Source organism: Nocardioides sp. S-1144 (genome assembly GCF_005954645.2).
Taxonomy (GTDB): Bacteria; Actinomycetota; Actinomycetes; order Propionibacteriales; family Nocardioidaceae; genus Nocardioides; species Nocardioides dongxiaopingii.
Genome location: NZ_CP040695.2, coordinates 267,915 through 286,159, shown reverse-complemented (window position 1 = coordinate 286,159; position 18,245 = coordinate 267,915). Strand labels below are relative to the sequence as shown.

Sequence of the window (18,245 nt, the reverse complement as noted above, 5' to 3'; positions counted from 1 at the left end):
GCCTGCCACGTGAGGGCGGTCACCCGTCGCGACGGTCCCGGGCGTCGTGCCGCGGCACCGCTCGCCTGGTGTTCCCCGTGTCCGTGGTGTGCACCGTGACGGCGTAGCCGGGGTCGGCCTCGACCGGGTCGCGCGCCCACGACGACCAGCGCCCGACCTCGCGCAGCCCGGCTGCGGCCGTCGCCGCCCGGATCGCGGCGTACGGCGTGGGCGGGCACCCCTCCGGCAGGTGGGCCTCGTCGAGGCCGAGACCGCAGACCAGCAGGCCGCCGGGCGCGAGGTGCGCGGCGAGCCGCGCGCACGCCCGGCCGAGCGCGCCGTCCTCGAGCAGCGGGAGGGTGTTGCCGGCCACGAGCACGACGTCGAAGGTGCGGCCGAGGTCGAAGTCGGCCAGGTCGGCGAGGTGCCAGGTCAGCGTGGGCGCGGAGAGCCGGGCCTCGGCGAGCATCACCGGGTCGACGTCGAGGCCGACGACGTCGTGGCCGAGCTCGGCCAGCCGCACCGCGATCCGGCCCGTGCCGCAGCCGGCGTCCAGCACCGACGCCGGCGGCTGGACGAGGCGGGCGAGGAACCTCGCCTCGCCGTGGACGTCCTCGCCGCGCTCGGTCATCTGGTGGAACCGCTCGGCGTACCACCGGCCGTAGTCCTCGCCCCCCGCGGCGCGGGCGATCTCCTCCCAGCGACTCACGGGCGGCTCCTCTCGGCGACGACGACGGCGACCGACGCGAGGCCGAGCACCGTGTGGGCGCCCAGCGTCGCACCCACGGCGTCGGGCACGAGGTGCCGGAGCCGGAGGGCGAGGGCGAGCAGCACCGCGAGGTGCACGGTGACCGCGACCACCCACGGCCAGGCCGACCAGCGACGCGCGAGCAGCGCGAGCGCCAGCACGACCGGCGCCACCAGCACCCAGCCGAGGCCCGCGGCGTACGGGACCGCGCCGTGGTCGAGCAGGAACCGCGCCAGCCCGACGCCGTCGACCCCGGCCCCGCGGGCGACGTACCAGGAGGCGGCAGCCGCGGTCGCGACCACGGCGCCCCCGACGAGGTGGCCCGGCAGACGCGTCGAGGAGGCTGCGGCGCTCACTCCGTCGGGGAGGTCGCGGACGGCGCGGGCGACGGCGGCCGGGCGCCGGAGTAGCCGCCGCCGGAGATGCGGATCTGCTCCTCCTCGTCGTCGACGTCGCCGATCCCGGAGATGCAGGACCGGCCGTCCTGCTCCTCGACGAAGACCCGCACCTCGAGGTCCTGGCCCTCCAGGCCGTCCTCGCTGCTGGAGGCCTCCACGACGAACGACCCCGTCGCGCCGTCGGAGACGTCGCTGACGGCGTAGTCGACGGCCGGGTCGACGGTGCCCGAGCGCTCGCGCGCGTCGTTGATCATGGTCTCGAGGGTCTGCCGGTAGAGGTCCATCGGCGCCTCGCAGAGCAGGTCGATCCCGGCCCCGATGTCGAGCTCCTCGGCCGCCTCCACCGCGAGACCGGCGACGTCGTCGACGTTCTCGGCCTCCTCGGCGCTCTTGGCGTCACTGAGGAACAGGGTCAGGACGGCGACGCCGGCCAGCACGACCATGACCACGCCGACCGCGATCCACGGGAGCCAGCCCCTGAGGGTGTGCGGGCCGCGCTCGGGTCCGGTGAGCTCCATGGCACCAGTACACCAGCACCCCCCGAGCGCGCCCCCAACCCGGCCCCGACCCCGCGGGGTCGGTCAGTAGTACCAGGGGTAGGGCGACCAGTCCGGCTCGCGCTTCTCCAGGAACTGGTCGCGGCCCTCGGCGGCCTCGTCGGTCATGTAGGCCAGGCGGGTGGTCTCGCCGGCGAAGATCTGCTGGCCGACCAGGCCGTCGTCGATGGCGTTGAAGGAGAACTTGAGCATCCGCTGCGCGGTGGGCGACTTGCCGTTGACCAGGCGCCCCCACTCCAGCGCCGTCGCCTCGAGCTCGGCGTGCGGGACGGCCCGGTTCACCGCCCCCATCCGGACGCCGTCCTCGGCGGAGTACTCCTGGCCGAGGAAGAAGATCTCGCGGGCGAACTTCTGCCCGACCTGGCGCGCGAGGTAGGCGGAGCCGAAGCCGCCGTCGAAGGAGCCGACGTCGGCGTCGGTCTGCTTGAACCTCGCCTGCTCGGTGCTGGCCAGGGTGAGGTCGCAGACCACGTGGAGGCTGTGGCCGCCGCCGGCGGTCCAGCCGGGGACGACGCAGATGACGATCTTCGGCATGAACCGGATCAGCCGCTGGCACTCCAGGATGTGGAGCCTGCCGAGCTTGGCCTTGTCGACGGTCGCGGCCGTCTCGCCCTCGGCATACTGGTAGCCGGTGCGGCCGCGGATCCGCTGGTCGCCACCGGTGCAGAAGGCCCACTTGCCGTTCTTGGCGCTCGGGCCGTTGCCGGTGAGGATCACGCAGCCGACGTCGGACGTCGTCCGGGCGTGCTCGAGGGTGCGCAGCAGCTCGTCGACGGTGTGCGGGCGGAAGGCGTTCAGCACGTCGGGCCGGTCGAAGGCGATCCGGACGGTGCCGTGCGCGCGCGCCCGGTGGTAGGTCAGGTCGGTCAGGTCCTCGAAACCGGGGACGACGTCCCAGGCGTCGGCGTCGAACGTCTCGGACACACCCTCGATGGCGCTCATGGCAACGCACGCTATCGGGTGAGGAATCCGAGCCGGCGGGGTGATGTTGTGGACGGCATGACACTCGACGGCGAGTACGAGCCCAGCCCCTCCCAGTGGGTCCGCGACCAGGTGGAGCGCTACGAGGCCACCGGCGGCCGGGAGGCCAACACCCTGCCGGACCACCCGGAGTGGCCGATCGTGGTGATCACCTCCCGCGGCGCCGCCTCGGGAAAGCTCCGCAAGAACCCGGTGATGCGGGTCGAGAAGGACGGCGTCTACGCCGCGGTGGCCTCCAAGGGCGGCGACCCGTCGCACCCGGTCTGGTACCACAACTTCCTGGCCCACCCCGAGGTCGACCTGCAGGACGGCCAGGAGCCGCACACCTACCGCGCCCGGGTCGCGGAGGGCGAGGAGCGCGCCGAGTGGTGGGAGCGGGCCGTCGCGCAGTACGCCCCCTACGCGGAGTACCAGGAGAAGACCGACCGCGAGATCCCGGTCTTCCTGCTCGAGCGCACCTGACCCCCCGCCGAGTCGGCGCGCAGGTCAAGTCGGAACGCGCCGAGTCGGCGCGAAGGTCAAGTCGGAACGCGCCGAGTCGGCGTTGCCGCTCAGCGCGAGCGCCGACTCGACGGGACGTCAGCCGCGGGCGATGGAGGCGGCGAGCCCGGTGAGGTGGCCCAGGCGGGCGATCTCGGAGTCGAGGAACTCGGGGCCGCCGCGGCGGGCGACGATGACGACCTGGTTGCCGTCGAGGCGGGCACCGGCGTAGAGGTTCTGGCTGTCGGCGTCGTCGTCCATCTCCAGACGGACGGCGCGCTCGATCTCGACGAACCCGAGGTCGCTCGGCGCGGCGCCGGTCGCGTGCTGGACGCCGTGGGAGCGGTGCACGCGCGCGGCCCAGTCGACGCGGAACGTGCCCGGGAGCACCTCGACCAGCCGGTCGAGCGCCTGGACGGGGTCGGCGGTGAGCTCCTCGATGGCCTCGAGGTCGAGCACCAGCCCGCCGGAGACGTAGCGGCTGATCCACACCACCTCGACCCCGTCGATCGCGTTGCAGGCCGACACGATCGAGTCGGGCATGATGCCGGGCTCGGTGTCGAGCATGACGTCGTCGACCGCGGTGCCGTCGTGCCGCTTCTCGACGATCTCGATGGCCTCGATGTCGCCGCCGGCGACGCCGATCGCGCTCGCCAGTCGGCCGAGCGATCCGGGGACGTCGAGCAGCTCGACACGCAGCAGGTACGGCACCCGCCCGACCCTAACGGCCACTCGTTTCGGCGTCGTTGCGTGTCAGCCCGCGGTCGGGACCGTGCCGGCGCCCCTCGCCGCGCGGATCCGGCCGGCGAGGCCGGAGGCGCGCTGCGCCTGCTGCTGGACGGCGGCGCGGACGGCGGCCTCGGAGCCGACGACGCGCACGTGCTGCTGGGCACGGGTGACGGCGGTGTAGAAGAGCTCGCGGGTCAGCAGCCGCGACGCCGCGTCGGGCAGCAGCACGGTGACCCGCTCGGCCTGGCTGCCCTGGCTCTTGTGGATCGTCATCGCGTGCATCGTCTCGACGGCGTCGAGCCGGCCGGGCGCGAAGTCGCGCAGCCGCTCGGAGCCCGCGACCCACGCCCGCAGCCGCCCGTCGGGGCCGAGGACGGCGGCGCCGGTCTCGCCGTTGTAGACCTCGAGCGCGTAGTCGTTGCTGGTCACCAGGATCGGCCGGCCGGGGTACCACTCGCCGTAGATCGGCTGGCCGGTGGCGTCGGTGATCCACCGCTCGACCTGGCGGTTCCAGTGGCGGACCCCGTAGGGCCCCTCCCGGTGGGCGCACAGCAGCCGGTGCCGGTCGAGCGCCCGCACCGCGGCCTCGGCGTCGCCGACGAGGGCGGCGTCGCGCACCGTCGTGGCGGAGGCGAGCGCGTCGTCGTGGAGCGCGGCACCGGCGGCCTCGAGCCCGTCGGTCTCGACCAGCTCGACCTGCTCGCCGCCGCGACGGAGCACCTCGAGCACCTCGTCGGGGTCGCCGAGGCGGAGCGCCTCGGCGAGCGCCTTGATGTCCTCGGTGGAGCGGTGGTTGCGGGTGAGGGAGGCGACCGGTGACCCCGCGTCGCCCTCGAAGCCGCGCACGACGTCGGCGAGCACCGCGCCGGCGCCGACCGGCGTGAGCTGGTGCGGGTCACCCACCAGGACCAGGCGCGACTGCGGCCGCACCGCCTCGAGCAGGCGGCCCATCATCGTGAGCTCGACCATCGAGCACTCGTCGACGACGACGACGTCGTACTTGAGGCGGTTGGTGCGGTCGTGGCGGAACCGGGTGGCGTTGTCGGGACGCCAGCCCAGCAGCCGGTGCAGGGTCAGCGCGTCGGGGTTGCCGACGAGCGCGCGGTCGCGCTCGTCGAGGCCGGCGAGCTCGCCGAGCACCGCCTCCTGCAGCCGGGTCGCGGCCTTGCCGGTGGGCGCGGCCAGCGCGATCGAGAGCCGGGCGCCGGGGTGCCGGACGGCGTGCTGCGCGGCCAGCAGCACCAGCAGCCGGGCCACCGTCGTGGTCTTGCCGGTGCCGGGCCCGCCGGTGAGGACGGTCGTCGACTGCCGGACGGCCCGTACGGCGGCGGCGCCCTGCTCCGCGCTGAAGTGCGCCCCGGCGACGCGGTCCAGCGCGGCGGCGAGGGCCGGCTCATTGACGTCGGGCACGGGGACGTCGACGCGGGCCAGCAGGTCGGCGCAGACCTGGGTCTCGAGGCGGTGGTAGCGGTCGAGGTAGACCAGCGGCGCCTCGTGGCGGAGCACCCCCTGGGCGACCAGCGGCGACGCCGCGACCGCCTCGGCCCACGCGCCGGGCGCGGGCCAGGCCAGGCCGACCGACTCCTCGGCCAGCGCGGCGACGGTGGTCAGGTCGACGCAGACCGAGCCGTGGCGCACCCCGCGGACGGCGAGCGCCACCGCCAGGAGGACCCGCTCGTCGGCCTCGCCGCCGAGGTCGCCGACGCGGGAGGCGACGTGGACGTCGCTCGCCTCGAGCACCCCGGCCCCGTTGAACGCGGCCAGCAGGCCGCCCCGGCTGGTCGCGCCGGCGGCCAGGCGCCGGTCGTGCTCGGGCCACGGCTCCGGCTGCGTGGTCGCCGCGGGGGGCACGGTGGTCACCGGGTACCCCCGTCGAGCAGGTCGGAGGTGGCCTCGAGCAGCGCGACCGGCGGGCGCCACACGAACACCCCGCACGGGGCGCCGTCGACGAGGGGCGCGGCGGGGCCGCAGAGTCCCCGCAGGTAGAGGTACAGGACGCCGCCGAGGTGGCGCTCGGGGTCGTAGCCCGGCTGCCGCCAGCGCAGGAAGCGGTGCAGCACCACCGCGTACAGCAGCGCCTGCAACGGGTAGTCGGAGTGGCCCATCGCGGCGTCGAGCGCCTCGGGCCGGTAGGAGTGGGCCGTCAGCGGCTCGTCGCGGGGACCGAGCCAGTTCGTCTTGTAGTCGACGATCACGTAGGTCGGCTCGCCGTCGGGGCCGACGGTGCGGAGGACGACGTCGACGGAGCCGGTGAGGTAGCCGCGCAGCGCCTGCTCCCCGAGGGCCGGCACGGCCAGCGCGTCGGCGTAGCCGCGGACGGGGTCGCCCTCGGGCAGGTGCTCGCGCAGCAGCGGCGCGAGGTCGCCGAGCAGGACGGGGCGGCCCGGTCCGCCGCCGTCGCGGTCGCCCCCGGACAGCGGCAGCTCGAAGTCGAGCTCGCGGAGCCGGTCGCGCAGCGCGACCTGCCGCAGGCTCCGGCCACCGACGGCGGGGCCGAGCCGGGTCTCGCAGACGGTGACGAGGGACTCGGCCAGCCGCTCGGGGTCGAGGTCGACCGGCCAGCGCAGCAGCTGCTCGTCGACGTGGGCGCGCAGCTCGGCGCGCAGGTCGGGCGCGTCGGGGTCGGCGTGCTCGAGGACGGCGTGCACCAGCGACCCGAAGGTCGCCCCGACCGGCAGGTCGGCCATCGGCGAGGCGACGCCGGCGGCCTCGTGGTCGGCGCCGGCCTCCAGCGCGGCCTCGGCGAGCGCCTCGACGTCCTCGTCGTCCTTGGGAGTCTGCTCGGGCTCGCTGCCGACACCGGGCGCCGCGGCGGCCTCGACGTTGCTCAGCGCGGAGTACGACGTGCGGCGCCAGGTCGTGTCGACCTCGCGCCCGAACCGGCGCACGCCGAGTGCGCCGACCGGGTCGCGGGCGGGGTCGGGACCGGGGTCGGCCCACACCGAGGCCTCGGGAGCCGGGCCGCCGCGGTCGCGCCAGGCCCCGAGGAGCGCCACGACGGCGTCGTCGGGCGGCACCGGCGGGAGCTCGGGGACGTCGGTCTCGCCCGAGGCCCGCAGCAGGAGACGGTGCAGCGGCGAGGCGACGGCGTTCTTGGTCGGCGCCCACCAGGCCACGACCTGCGACTGGGCGCGGGTGAGCGCGACGTAGAGCAGCCGCAGCCACTCCCCTGCCTCCTCGTCGGTCCAGCGGGCGACGTGGTCGGCCCAGTCGGGCCCGCCGCCGCCGACGTCGAGGCAGCGGGCGCCGCCGGCGTCGTGGAACAGCGGCCGGGTCGGCTTCGGCACGAAGCGGTCGGCCAGGGCCGGGAGGTAGACCACGGGGTACTGCAGCCCCTTGCTCGCGTGGATCGTCACGAGCTGGACGGCCGCGGCGTCGGAGTCGAGGCGGCGGGTGCGCTGGGTGCCACGCCCGGCCCGGCCCTCGGCCACCTGGCCGCGCAGCCAGGCGAGCAGCGAGACCAGCCCGAGGTGCTCGGTCTGGGCGACCTCGTGGAGCGCCTCGCCGATGTGGCGCAGGTCGGTGAGCCGCCGCTCCCCGCCGACCTCCGCGAGCACGCGGCGCGGGAGCCCGCCGGCCGAGGCCGCCTCGAGGACGGCGGCCACGCCGCGCCGGTCGACGACCTCGACCCAGCGCCGCAGGGTCTCGGCGACGTCGTCGGTCAGCCGGTCGCCCTCGGTGGCGAGCTGGGCGACGGTCCTGCCGAGGAAGCAGGTCAGCGCGGCGGCCCGCACGCGGGCGCTGCGGTGCGGCTGCTCGAGCGCCTCGAGCAGGGTGAGCCACTCGACCGCGGCCGGGGTGGCGAACACGCTCCCGCCGCCGGCGATGACAGCGGGGACGCCGGCCTCGTGCAGCGCGCGCTGCGAGGCGGCCAGGTCGGCGTGGCGGTAGCAGATCACCGCGACGTGGTGGGGCTCGAGCGGCTCCCCGGCGAAGGTCGGCCCGGCCGCGAGCAGGCGGCGCACGTCGAGGGCGAGGTCGCGCGCGACGTGGGCCCGGACGTCGGCGACCGGCAACGAGGCGCGCGGGCCCTTGCCGAAGGCGTCGCGGCGCACCACGCGCAGGCGGAACGGCGCGGACGACGGCGCACCGGCCAGCCGGGACTCGGCGTGCTCGGCGGTCACCGGCCGCACGACGATCCGCTCGTGGCCCAGGCGGGCGCCGACCAGCAGCTCCTGGAAGCCGACGAGCAGGGCGGAGTCGCTGCGCCAGTTGACCGAGAGGGTCTGCTGGGTCGTGGCCGTCTCCGCGGCCTGGAGGTAGGTGGTCACGTCCCCGCCGCGGAAGGCGTAGATGGCCTGCTTGGGGTCGCCGATCAGCACCATCGTGGCGCCGCCCTCGGGACCGCTGAAGGCCCGGTCGAGCACCTGCCACTGCACCGGGTCGGTGTCCTGGAACTCGTCGACGAGCACGATCGACCAGCGCTCGCGCATCCGCACCCGGGCCGGGGAGTCGTCGCTCTCCAGGGCCTCGGCGAGCTGGCTGAGCAGGTCGTCGTAGGAGAGCACGCCGAGCTGCCGCTTGCGGAGCTCGACCTCCTCGCGCACCTTCTCGGCGAACGCGACGCGGCGTCCGACCGTGGTGCCGCGGTCGGCGTCGGCCGGCTCGAGGCGCGCCTGCGGGTCGCCCACCGCCGCGCGGGCGATCGCCATCGCCTCGGCGTGGCTGAAGACCGGCGCGGTGTCGGCGAAGGCGAAGGCCCGCAGGTAGAGGTCGTCGACGACCTCCTCGACCAGGTCGTCGAGGTCCTCGACGAGCCGCGCGCGGGCGTCGGTGTCGCCGGCCACGCCGAGCGAGCCGAGGACCAGCGAGCAGAACTGGTGCGTCGTGGCGATCGTGGCGGCGTCGAACCCGGCGAGCGCCTCGACGACCCGCCGGTGCCGGCGGCCGCGCTCGGCGGCGTCGACGTCGACGAGCTGCTGCAGGAACGGCGACCCCCCGGCCGGGACGTCGGGGTCGCCGGCCAGGAGCCGCTCGGCCTCGACCAGCTGGGCGCGCACCCGCTCGCGGAGCTCCTGGCTCGCCGCACGGCCGAAGGTGACCACGAGCATCTCCTCGAGCCGGGCCACGCCCTCGGCCACGTAGCGGGTGACCAGGGCGCCGATGGTCCAGGTCTTGCCGGTGCCGGCGCTCGCCTCGAGCAGGGTGGTGCCGGCCCCCGGCAGCGGCGCGGTGATGTCGAAGGGACGCATGTCGTCGGCCGGGCCGGGCCGGGCGGAGGGACGGGGGGCGCTCACAGGGGACCGACCTTCTCGGCCCCGGTGAGCAGCGGCTCCCAGACCTGCCAGGCGTACGTCGCCAGCCCCGCGTCCATGAGCACCTCGACCGGGGTGTCCTCGCCGTAGGCGCGGCGGTGGTGGGCGTCGGCGTCCTCGCCCTCGATGCCGAACGGGTGGTAGGGGTCGGTCTCCCAGGCCCTGCGGGCGAGGGCGACGGCGGAGACGTCCTCGCCCATCGACTCACGGAGGTGTCCCTCGGCCCAGGCGGCCGCGGTCGCGATCGGCACCGGCAGCGGCGAGCGGAGCCCGAGGTCGCGCAGCTCGACCAGGGTGCGCAGCCAGCCGGTCGCGCGGTGGTCGAGCGGCCCGGCCAGCGCCCGTCGCGGGCCGGCCTTCTCGCGGCCGACGGCGTGGGCGGTGAACGACTCGTCGGGGCGCGCGGCGCTGAGGGCGAGCAGGTCGATCCACGAGTGCAGCCGCTGGCGCGGCTTGAGCCGCGAGAACCCGAGGCTGACCAGCTTGGAGCCGTGCACGCCGTTGACGGTCCCGGAGAGGCGCCGCCCACCGCCGAGGTCGACGTCGACGTCGATCGTGCGCGCCGCACCGGCGCGCAGGTCGGCGGTGCTCGTGAGCAGCCGCTCGCACTCGGCGACGGTGTCGCCGAGGGACGCCACCCCGAGCCGGCCGGGCGGCAGGGACCCCCGCAGCTGCTCGGCGAGCATGACCGCCTCGGCGTCCTGGCCGGCCAGGAGCTCGCGCAGCAGGTGGTCGCCGATCCCCCACTTCTCCAGGGCGTCGAGCTCGATCGGGATCGCGTCGGCGACGTCGTCGGGCGCGAGCGGCGTGGAGACGTCGAGGCGTTGGCGCAGGAACGAGCGCACCGGGTGGGCGAAGAACGCCTTGAGGTCGGCGAGGGACACGTCGGCGACGGGGGCCGGGTCGAGCTGCTCGGCGAGGAGCCCGGTCGGCGGGGTCCGCTCGGCGACCGCGGCGCGGGCGCCGGCCAACGAGGCGACGTCGAAGCTGAACGGCCGGGTCGGGTCGCCCACGACGAGGGCGCCGGGCAGCAGGTTCCTGGGGTCGTGGGGCTGCAGGGGGTGGCGCACGAGCACGTGCTCGCGCACCGCCGCGGACGTCGTGCGGTCGGCGGCGTCGAGGATCTCGCCGAGCGGGACCGCCGGCGGCCGGCTGGCACCGGAGTGCTCGTTGGCGCCGGTGTAGGTGAGCACGACCTTCTCGGTGGCGGCCATCAGCGCGTCGAGGAGCAGCTGCCGGTCCTCGCTGCGGACGTCGCGCTCCCCGGTGAGCGGCCGCCGGGCCAGCACGTCGTCGCCGTCGGGGGTGACCAGGCGCGGGAACGCGCCGTCGTCGAGGCCGACCACGCAGACCACGCGGTGCGGCACCGAGCGCATCGGCACCAGGGTCGCCACGGTCAGGGAGCCGGTGCGGAAGTTGGCCCGGGTGGGGCGGCCACCGAGCCGGGAGTCGAGCATCGCGCGCACGTCGGCCAGCCGCAGCGGCACGCCCGCGTCGCCCGCGTCGGAACCGGTCGGCCCGCCGGACCCGCCACCGGCGTCACCGGCGGCGCGGGCCAGCTCGCGCTCAAGCTGCGGCACCTGCCAGGCGTCGTCGGGCGCGACGTCGGTCAGGCCGCGGACGCCGGTGGTGAGCGCGGCCATCCACTCGGGGACGCCGGTGGCCGCGGCCAGCGCGTCGAGGCAGCGGGCCAGCCGGTCGACGAGCTCGGCCAGCGAGCCGGCGAGGTCGATGTCGGAGCTGCCGACGTCGTCGACGGGCAGCCCGCGGCCGAGGTGGCGGTGGTCGTCGCCGCTGAGCGCCACCCCGAGCAGGATCCGGTCGATGCCGGCGCGCCAGGTGTTGTGCTCGAAGCGGCCCATGGCGTAGCGCGAGCGCTGGGCGGCGTCGAGGCCCCAGCGGATGCCGGCCTGGCCGACCCAGCGGGTGACCCGGTCGAGGTCGTCGTCGGTGAGGCCGAACCGGTGCCGCACCGCGGGCGTCGCGACCAGGTCGAGGACCGCGGAGGCGGTGACCCGCCCGCCCGCCAGCTCGACCAGGGTGGCGGCGACGGCGAGGAGCGGGTTGGTGCTGGTGAGCGCGCGGTCGGCCAGCCGGACCCGCAGCGTGTGCGCGGGGTGGCCGCCCGCCCCGCCGCCCGTGCCGTCGTCGACCACGTCGGCGAGCCCGAACCCCGCCGAGACCAGCGGGGCGAAGGTCTCGATGTCGGGACACATCACCAGGATGTCGCGCGGCTGCAGGGTGGGGTCGTCGGCGAGCAGGCCCACGAGCACCTCGCGCAGGACGTCGACCTGGCGCGCCGGCCCGTGGCAGGCGTGCACCTGGAGGCTGCGGTCGGCGGGGTCGAAGGTGCGGGTGGCCCGCTCGGCGGGGGTGGGGGCGTGGTTGGCCCGGAGGTCGTGCTGGAGGAGGCCGAGCAGCGTCGTCGGTGGGGCGGCGTCGTCGGCGGCGACGACGTCGGTGGCCGCCACGTCGAGCGTGCGGCGCAGCTCGCGGGTGTCGCGGCCGAGCGAGGCGAGCAGCGGGTGCCCGACCACCTCGGCCGACCGGTCCTCCTCGCGCGCCACGACCCCGGCGGGCCCGTCGAGCCGGCCGAGCTCGTGCCACAGGGCCGGGGACGGCTGCGGCAGCCACAGGTGGACGTCGCGGGTGGTCGCGAGCGCCCGCAGCAGCGCCACCTCGGTGACCGGGAGCCGGGTGTGCCCGAAGAGCGAGAGCCGGCCGGGCAGGTCGAGCCCGCCGAGGTCGACCGGCGCGCCCGACCCGAGCCGCGCCACGGTGCGGGCGTGCCGCTGGTCGGGCGCCTCCACCCCGACCCGCGCCACGAGCCGGCGCCACAGCTCGGCCTGCCAGCGCAGGTCGGCGGCGAGCGGCTCGCCGGCGCCGTCGGTGTCGCGGCCCTCGCGCCAGTCGGTGACCAGCTGCGGCCGCTGGACGGCGTAGGAGGCCAGCAGCCCGGCGAGGCGGCGGGCCACGGAGTAGCGGCGGTCGCGGCGCAGCTCGGCGTCGCGGCCCTCCAGGCCGTGGCCCAGGTGGCGGGCGAGGGTGGCGCACCACGGCTCGTCGAGCGAGTCGTCGATGGTCGCCAGCAGCGGCCAGACCAGCCGGTCGGGCGACCACGGGTCGTCGTGGTCGCGGTCGAGCAGCATCGCCACCAGCGACCCGGGCCGCAGGAAGCGCACGCCCGCGCACACGCCGTCGCCACCGCGCGGCCCCACCCCGACCCGGTGCGAGATCCGCTGGGCGAGCCACCGCTCGACGCCCTTCTCCGGCACCACGACGACCTCCTGCGCGAACGGGTCGGCCAGTGGCTCGCTCGCCAGCAGCTCGCCGACGGCGTCGGCGAGCTGGTCGGTGCGCGGAGCGCGGTGCACGTGCAGGGTCATCGTGCGGCGAGCCTAGAGGCCGGTGGGGACAGGCTCCCGGGGGCCCGAGCGCTGCAATTGCCGCGGATCGCTCAGTTCGCAGGCCCCGAGCTGGCCACACGTCGGCAATCGCGCGGGTGGGGCCACCGCGGGACCGGCCGGGACCGGCCGGACCGACCTAGGCTGTCGCGCATGGTCGCGCCGGTGCAGCTGTCCCGGACCGACGCACGACGCGTCGCGGTGCGCGCCCAGCTGCTGACGGCCGACCGGCCGAGCGACGTGCTGGACGTCGTCCGCCACCTCACGTTCGTGCAGCTCGACGCGACGAACGCCGTCGCGCCGAGCGCCGACCTGGTGCTGTGGGGCCGGATCGGGGCGGACCACGACCCGGCCGTGCTGCGCGACCTCGTCGACAGCCAGGCCCTGGTCGTGCACCACGGGCTCGCGCGACCCGCCGAGGACCTGGCGCTCTACCGCGCCGACATGGCGCGGTGGCCCGGACCCGAGCCGTGGCGGCCGTGGCAGGTGAGCGTGCGCGAGTGGGTGGCGGTCAACGACGCGTGCCGCCGCGAGATCCTCGCCGTACTCCGGGGGGACGGGCCGTTGCCGGCGTCGGCGCTCGACGACACCTGCGAGGTGCCGTGGCCCTCGACCGGCTGGAACAACGACAAGAACGTCAAGATGCTGCTCGCGCAGATGGTCGAGCGGGGCGAGGTCGCCCGCGCCGGCCAGCAGGGCCGCGAGACGCTCTGGGACCTCGCCGAGCGGATCTACCCCGACGACCCGGTCCCCGACGTCGCCGAGGCCGAGCGGCTGCGCGACGAGAAGCGGCTCCGCTCGCTCGGCATCGCCCGCGCTCGCTCGCCGAAGATGCCGGTCGAGCCGAACGGCGTCGGCGCGGCCGGCGTCCCCGCGGTCGTCGACGGCGTCAAGGGCGCCTGGCGCGTCGAGGCGTCGCTGCTCGACCACGACGCCGCCCCGCGCACCGCGCTGCTCTCCCCGCTCGACCGGCTGGTGGCCGACCGGAGGCGGCTCGCGGAGGTCTTCGAGTTCGACTACGTGCTGGAGATGTACAAGCCCGTCACCCAGCGGATCTGGGGTTTCTGGGCGATGCCGGTCCTCCACGGCGACCGCCTCGTCGGCAAGCTCGACGCCGCCGCCGATCGCGACGCCGGCGTCCTCCGGGTGGCCGCGGTGCACGAGGACGCGCCGTTCGACGCCGGCACCCGCGCCGCCGTGCACGACGAGGTGGCGGCGCTGGCCGACTGGCTGGGCCTGGTCCCGGAGCTGCCGTGAGGCGGCCCGGTCAGTCGCGGTGCTGGATCTCGCGGTAGTCCCGGTCGGCCTCGTCGATGTCGCGCTCGAGCTCGGCGACGGCCTCGGGCTTGCCGTGGAAACGGCGGTAGGAGTAGATGAGCAGCGCGACCGCGATGACCGCGGAGGCGAGCAGGGTGCTGCCGGTGCCGACGCCGCCGGTGAGCCACAACCAGTCGGGCAGCGGCCACCAGCCCGGCTGCTCCGGACCGACGATCCACAGGACGCCGCACGCGGTGATGAAGAGGACGCCGACGACCGAGAACGCGATCCGCAAGGGGGTCTCGACCGACTCGGCCGCCCCCTTGAGCGCGCGGTACTTGATCGGGTCGAGGCGGCGCTCGGCCCACTCGTACTGCTGGGAGAGGATCGCGAGACCACCGAAGACCATGAGGAGGCCGGGGCCGGGCAGGATCAGCGCGGCCACGCCGGCGACCAGCAGCAGCCACCCGACGGCCTCGACTCCGATGCGCTTGGCCGCCTTCATGACCCGAGCATCCCAGAGCGGGTCAAGCGACACGCGTAGGCCCACCCGACGAGGGCCAGCGTGAGCAGTCCCGACACCACCTGGCCGACACCGGTCCACGGCCCACCCGGCAGCCAGGTCCACGCGGGCAGCACCCACCACGACGGCTGGTCGGGCGCCCACACCCACAGCAGCCCGGACGCCGCGAGCGCGGCGCAGACCGTCAGCGACAGCGCAGCCCGGGCGTGGGTCGAGACGCCGCGCCGGGCGCCGGCGAGCGCCCGGTCCCGCAGGGCGTCGACCCGGCGCGCCGCCCACGCGTGCTGCTCGGCGAGCACGGCGAGCCCGGCCACCATCAGCAGCAGGCCGGGCCCGGGCAGCGGGAAGAGCACGACGCCGACCGCGAGCAGCGTCCAGCCGAGCGCGGACCAGCCCGCGCGTCGCAGCCGCGTCCGCATGGCCGCGAGGCTGCCCGACCCGGACGAACCCCCGACGACGAGACCGCGAACGCCGGGTGAGGAGTCGGGCGCCAGGAGTCGGGCGTCAGGAGTCGGCGCCGGCGGCGTACTGCGTGGCGGCCGCGTGCACGTCGACGGCGTAGACCCGGGCGTTGTTGTAGCTGAGGACCGCCTCGGTCCACCCGGCCCCGCTGGTGAGGTCCCGGCCGCCGGCGCAGAGGTACTCGGCGGCGGCCAGCGCGGCGTCGTCGAGGTCGTTGGGGTCGCGGACGCCGTCGTTGTCGCCGTCGACCTGCCAGGTCTCCCACGTCGTCGGGATGAACTGCATCGGCCCGACGGCGTGGTCCCAGAGGGGGTCGGCGTGCCACTGGGTCGACGCGGCCGTCGCCGGGATGGCGGCGAAGGCGCCCGACCCGTCCAGCGCCGGCCCCAGGATCCGCGACGACGAGCGTCCGTCGGCGCCCAGCGTGCGCCCGCCGATGGTGCCGTGCTGCGACTCGACCCACCCGATGCCGGCGAGCGTCGTCCAGCCGACGCCGCAGCCGTCCGGTGCGGCGAGCTCGGCGCGGGCGTAGGCCTCCAGGGCGAACGGCTCGATCCCGGTGACTCCGGCGACCCGCGCCAGCCACGCCGGGTCCACCCGGGGGACGTCGGCCTGCGCCGTGCCCGACACGGCCGCGGCCGGCGGGTCGGGCGGCGCCGCCTCGAGCTCCCCGGGCGGTGGCGTCAGGTCGCGCACCTGCGGGCTCGCGTACAGGCGCTGGTGGGCGACGTAGGCGCCGCCGGTCAGGGCGACGAGCGCCACGAGCAGCAGGACCGTGGTCCGCAGGGGGCGGTCGGTCACGGGCGGGGGGTCATCGGGTCGGCACGTCTCTGGAGGCTGGGGAAGGGAGCACGGCCATTCTCCCACCACCGGTGCGGGCCGGGCGCCCTAGGCTCGCCGACGTGAAGCATGGACGAGGGACGCGTGGAGGTCGCGGCGGACGGGTCAGCCCGTTCGGCTCGCGCCTGCTCGGTCCCGTCGACCAGTCGGCGCGCGCCCTGCGCGTGCGGGTGCAGCTGCTGCTGACCGCCATGCTCGTCACGACGCACCTCATCGGCGCCGGGGTCGTCGTGGTCGTCTCGAGCGTGGTGGTCCCGGCGCCGTCACCCAACCGCGGGACGGTGCTGTCGTTGGTGGTCGCCGCGCCGGTCTACGTCGCGCTCGCGGTCGTCGTGGGTGTCGCGGTCGGCACCACGACCACCCTCCGCGCGACCCGCTGGGCGATGGTGGGGGCGGCGCCGGGCCCCGGCGACCGGGAGCGGACGCTCGAGGTGCCCGTGCGGCTCACCGCGATGCAGGCCGCGCTGTGGGGCGGCGCGGTGCTGCTCTTCACCGCCCTCGCGGTGCTGCTCCAGCCCTCCCGGGCCCTGACGACCGCCGCGACCGTCAGCATCGCGACCGCCGTCGTGTGCGCCGTGGCCTACCTGCTCACCCAGTTCGCGATGCGCCCGCTCGCGGCCCGCGCCCTCGCGGCGGAGCAGGTCAGCGCGGGTCCGCGCGGGGTGGGCGTCGGGACCCGGATGGTCATCTTCTGGTGCCTCGGCACCGGGGTCCCGGTGCTGGGACTGGTCCTCCTGGCCCTCCTCGCGCTCACCGGCACCGAGACGTCGTTGACGCGGCTGGCGGTCACCACCCTCGTCATCAGCAGCGTCGTGCTGGTCTTCGGGCTGTTCATCACCGTGCTCAACGCCCGCTCCGTGGTCGCCCCGGTGCTCTCGGTGCGCGACGCGCTGCTCGACGTCGAGCAGGGCGACCTCGACCGCGCCGTGCCGGTCTACGACGGCACCGAGCTCGGCCTGCTGCAGTCCGGGTTCAACCAGATGGTGGCGGGGCTGCGCGAGCGCGAGCACCTGCGCGACCTGTTCGGCCGCCACGTCGGCCGGGAGGTCGCGGCCGCCGCGGCGGCCGCCGGCGCGAACGGGCCGGCCGAGCTCGGCGGCGAGACCCGGACCGCGACCGTGCTCTTCGTCGACCTGGTCGGCTCCACGGCCTACGCGGCCGGGCACTCCCCCGCGGGCGTCGTCGAGGTGCTCAACCGGTTCTTCGGCGTCGTCGTCGACGAGGTCGACCGGCACCACGGGCTGGTCAACAAGTTCATGGGCGACGCCGTGCTCGCGGTCTTCGGCGCACCGGTCGAGCTCGACGACGACGCCGGCGCCGCGCTCGCCGCCGCCCGGGCGATGGCGCGCCGGCTGGCCGAGGAGGTCCCCGAGGTCGGGGCCGGGATCGGGGTGGCCACCGGCGAGGTCGTGGCCGGCAACGTCGGGCACCGCAGCCGCTTCGAGTACACCGTCGTCGGGGACGCCGTGAACTGCGCCGCCCGCCTCACCGACCTGGCCAAGGACGAGCCCGGCCGGGTCCTCGTGGCCCGGGCCGCGGTCGCCGCGGCGCGCGGCGACGAGGCCGGGCACTGGCGCGACCACGGCGCGGTCACCCTGCGCGGACGGTCGGAGCCGACCGAGGTGTCGGTGCTCTCAGCCGCGCAGGAGTGACCCGTCGCGCAGGCCCCGCAGGGTGCCGCCGGCCGCGACCACCCAGCCCGCGACCAGCACGACGAGGAGCACCCCGGCGACCGGCGCCCAGCCGAGCGCCGCGGCCCCGGTGACGACCGTCGCGACCGGGAAGGTCGCCGACCACCACGCCAGCGTGAACGGCGGCCGGGCCCGCACCACCACGACGGCGACCACCGCCAGCCAGGCCAGCGCGGCACCGACGACCGGCACCCCGACGCACGCCGTGAGCGTGGCGAGCCACGGGAGCCCGGAGCGCTCCCCGAGGTGGTGCCCGGCGGTGACGGACTGGCCAAGCGGGCCCAGCACCACCAGCCAGGCCGGCGCGATCGCGGCCGGGCCGAACCCGTGCCGCAGGACGCGCCGCGCGAGGACGACCAGCACCCGCCCGGCGCCGAGGACCCCGAGCACCAGCAGCGCGTGGCAGAGCAGGAGCGCCGGCAGGCGTCCTCCGTCGGGCAGCCGCGGCACCAGCACCGCCCCGGTCGCCGCCGACACCACCGGCGGCACGACCGGCAGCAGCCACCACGGCCCGACGTCGGCCAGGGGCGTGCCGGCGCTGCGGCGCGGCACGACGACGGCGGTCCACACGCCCAGGGCCGTGCCCGCCGCCCAGAGCAGCGCGGCGAGCGGCACGCCCGGCGCCCCCGCCCCGACCACCATCGGCGCCATCGCGGCCGCGCCCAGGAAGTGCCGCTGCACGGGGTGGTCGAGGAAGGTGCGGGCGTGCCCGGCCGTCAGCACGACGAGCCCGACCAGCAGCGCCGCGGCGGCGTCCCACAGCGGGCGGACGTCGAGCGCCAACGCGACCGCGCCGGTGCCCATCACGGGGGTGAACCACGCCGGCCCGACGACGGCGGCGCGGGAGACCGGCCGGGCCCGGCGGGGCGACCGGCGGGGCGACCGGACGGGCGACCGGACGGGACGGGGGGCGAGGAGGGGCACCACTCCAGGCTCGCCGA

General features: G+C 76.2%; 15 protein-coding genes. 3 read left to right on the top strand and 12 right to left on the bottom strand.

Annotated features, from left to right (window positions below; translation table 11 throughout):
- Nucleotides 1-19: 19 nt before the first annotated feature.
- From FE634_RS01420 to FE634_RS01405, 4 genes are all read right to left on the bottom strand, one after another.
- Nucleotides 20-688, bottom strand: coding sequence for a class I SAM-dependent methyltransferase (locus FE634_RS01420; protein ID WP_262347535.1), 669 nt, complete (start codon nt 686-688; stop codon nt 20-22).
- Nucleotides 685-1,083: a hypothetical protein gene (locus tag FE634_RS01415; protein ID WP_138874877.1), complete on the bottom strand. Its 399-nt coding sequence runs from the start codon at nt 1,081-1,083 to the stop codon at nt 685-687. Before FE634_RS01415 ends, FE634_RS01420 begins: the two co-directional genes overlap by 4 nt.
- Nucleotides 1,080-1,643 (bottom strand): hypothetical protein, encoded by a 564-nt coding sequence (locus FE634_RS01410; protein WP_137292900.1) that lies wholly within the window; start codon nt 1,641-1,643, stop codon nt 1,080-1,082. The genes FE634_RS01415 and FE634_RS01410 overlap by 4 nt, the downstream gene beginning before the upstream one ends.
- 63 nt (nt 1,644-1,706) lie before the next feature.
- The gene (locus tag FE634_RS01405) at nt 1,707-2,624 is read right to left on the bottom strand and encodes a 1,4-dihydroxy-2-naphthoyl-CoA synthase (RefSeq protein WP_137292901.1); all 918 of its coding nucleotides are present in this window, start codon (nt 2,622-2,624) and stop codon (nt 1,707-1,709) included.
- Between the two features lie 57 nt (nt 2,625-2,681).
- Between FE634_RS01405 and FE634_RS01400 the strand changes: the two genes are divergently transcribed.
- Entirely contained in the window at nt 2,682-3,125 is a 444-nt protein-coding gene (locus tag FE634_RS01400) for a nitroreductase family deazaflavin-dependent oxidoreductase (RefSeq protein ID WP_137292902.1), read from the top strand.
- 117 nt (nt 3,126-3,242) lie between these two features.
- Here the strand turns inward: FE634_RS01400 and FE634_RS01395 are convergent, their stop codons facing one another.
- The 4 genes from FE634_RS01395 to recC are packed head-to-tail and all read right to left on the bottom strand — an operon-like array spanning nt 3,243 to nt 12,513.
- Nucleotides 3,243-3,854, bottom strand: a complete 612-nt coding sequence (locus FE634_RS01395) for an ACT domain-containing protein (RefSeq protein ID WP_138874876.1) — start codon at nt 3,852-3,854, stop codon at nt 3,243-3,245.
- A 42-nt stretch (nt 3,855-3,896) separates the two neighbouring features.
- Nucleotides 3,897-5,732, bottom strand: a complete 1,836-nt coding sequence (recD, locus tag FE634_RS01390) for an exodeoxyribonuclease V subunit alpha (protein WP_262347534.1) — start codon at nt 5,730-5,732, stop codon at nt 3,897-3,899.
- Nucleotides 5,729-9,109, bottom strand: coding sequence for a UvrD-helicase domain-containing protein (locus FE634_RS01385; RefSeq protein ID WP_138874875.1), 3,381 nt, complete (start codon nt 9,107-9,109; stop codon nt 5,729-5,731). The genes recD and FE634_RS01385 overlap by 4 nt, the downstream gene beginning before the upstream one ends.
- Entirely contained in the window at nt 9,106-12,513 is a 3,408-nt protein-coding gene (gene recC, locus FE634_RS01380) for an exodeoxyribonuclease V subunit gamma (RefSeq protein WP_138874874.1), read from the bottom strand. Before recC ends, FE634_RS01385 begins: the two co-directional genes overlap by 4 nt.
- Nucleotides 12,514-12,684: 171 nt before the next feature.
- Between recC and FE634_RS01375 the strand changes: the two genes are divergently transcribed.
- A complete protein-coding gene (locus tag FE634_RS01375) occupies nt 12,685-13,788 on the top strand; it encodes a DNA glycosylase AlkZ-like family protein (protein WP_138874873.1) in 1,104 nt (367 codons plus the stop codon).
- 10 nt (nt 13,789-13,798) lie between these two features.
- On the opposite strand, the gene FE634_RS01370 is transcribed toward FE634_RS01375, so the two are convergent.
- From FE634_RS01370 to FE634_RS01360, 3 genes are all read right to left on the bottom strand, one after another.
- Nucleotides 13,799-14,293, bottom strand: a complete 495-nt coding sequence (locus FE634_RS01370) for a PGPGW domain-containing protein (RefSeq protein ID WP_137292907.1) — start codon at nt 14,291-14,293, stop codon at nt 13,799-13,801.
- Nucleotides 14,290-14,730 (bottom strand): PGPGW domain-containing protein, encoded by a 441-nt coding sequence (locus FE634_RS01365; protein WP_138874872.1) that lies wholly within the window; start codon nt 14,728-14,730, stop codon nt 14,290-14,292. Before FE634_RS01365 ends, FE634_RS01370 begins: the two co-directional genes overlap by 4 nt.
- Before the next feature lie 85 nt (nt 14,731-14,815).
- Nucleotides 14,816-15,574, bottom strand: a complete 759-nt coding sequence (locus FE634_RS01360) for a lytic murein transglycosylase (RefSeq protein ID WP_137292909.1) — start codon at nt 15,572-15,574, stop codon at nt 14,816-14,818.
- Between the two features lie 101 nt (nt 15,575-15,675).
- Here FE634_RS01360 and FE634_RS01355 point away from each other — a divergent pair, with 101 nt between their 5' ends.
- Nucleotides 15,676-17,265, top strand: a complete 1,590-nt coding sequence (locus FE634_RS01355) for an adenylate/guanylate cyclase domain-containing protein (protein ID WP_262347533.1) — start codon at nt 15,676-15,678, stop codon at nt 17,263-17,265.
- Here FE634_RS01355 and FE634_RS01350 read toward each other — a convergent pair.
- On the bottom strand, nt 17,248-18,228 hold the full coding sequence (locus FE634_RS01350; RefSeq protein ID WP_138874871.1) for an SLAC1 family transporter: 981 nt from the start codon (nt 18,226-18,228) through the stop codon (nt 17,248-17,250). The two genes, FE634_RS01355 and FE634_RS01350, sit on opposite strands and share 18 nt — an antisense overlap.
- Between the last annotated feature and the right edge of the window lie 17 nt (nt 18,229-18,245).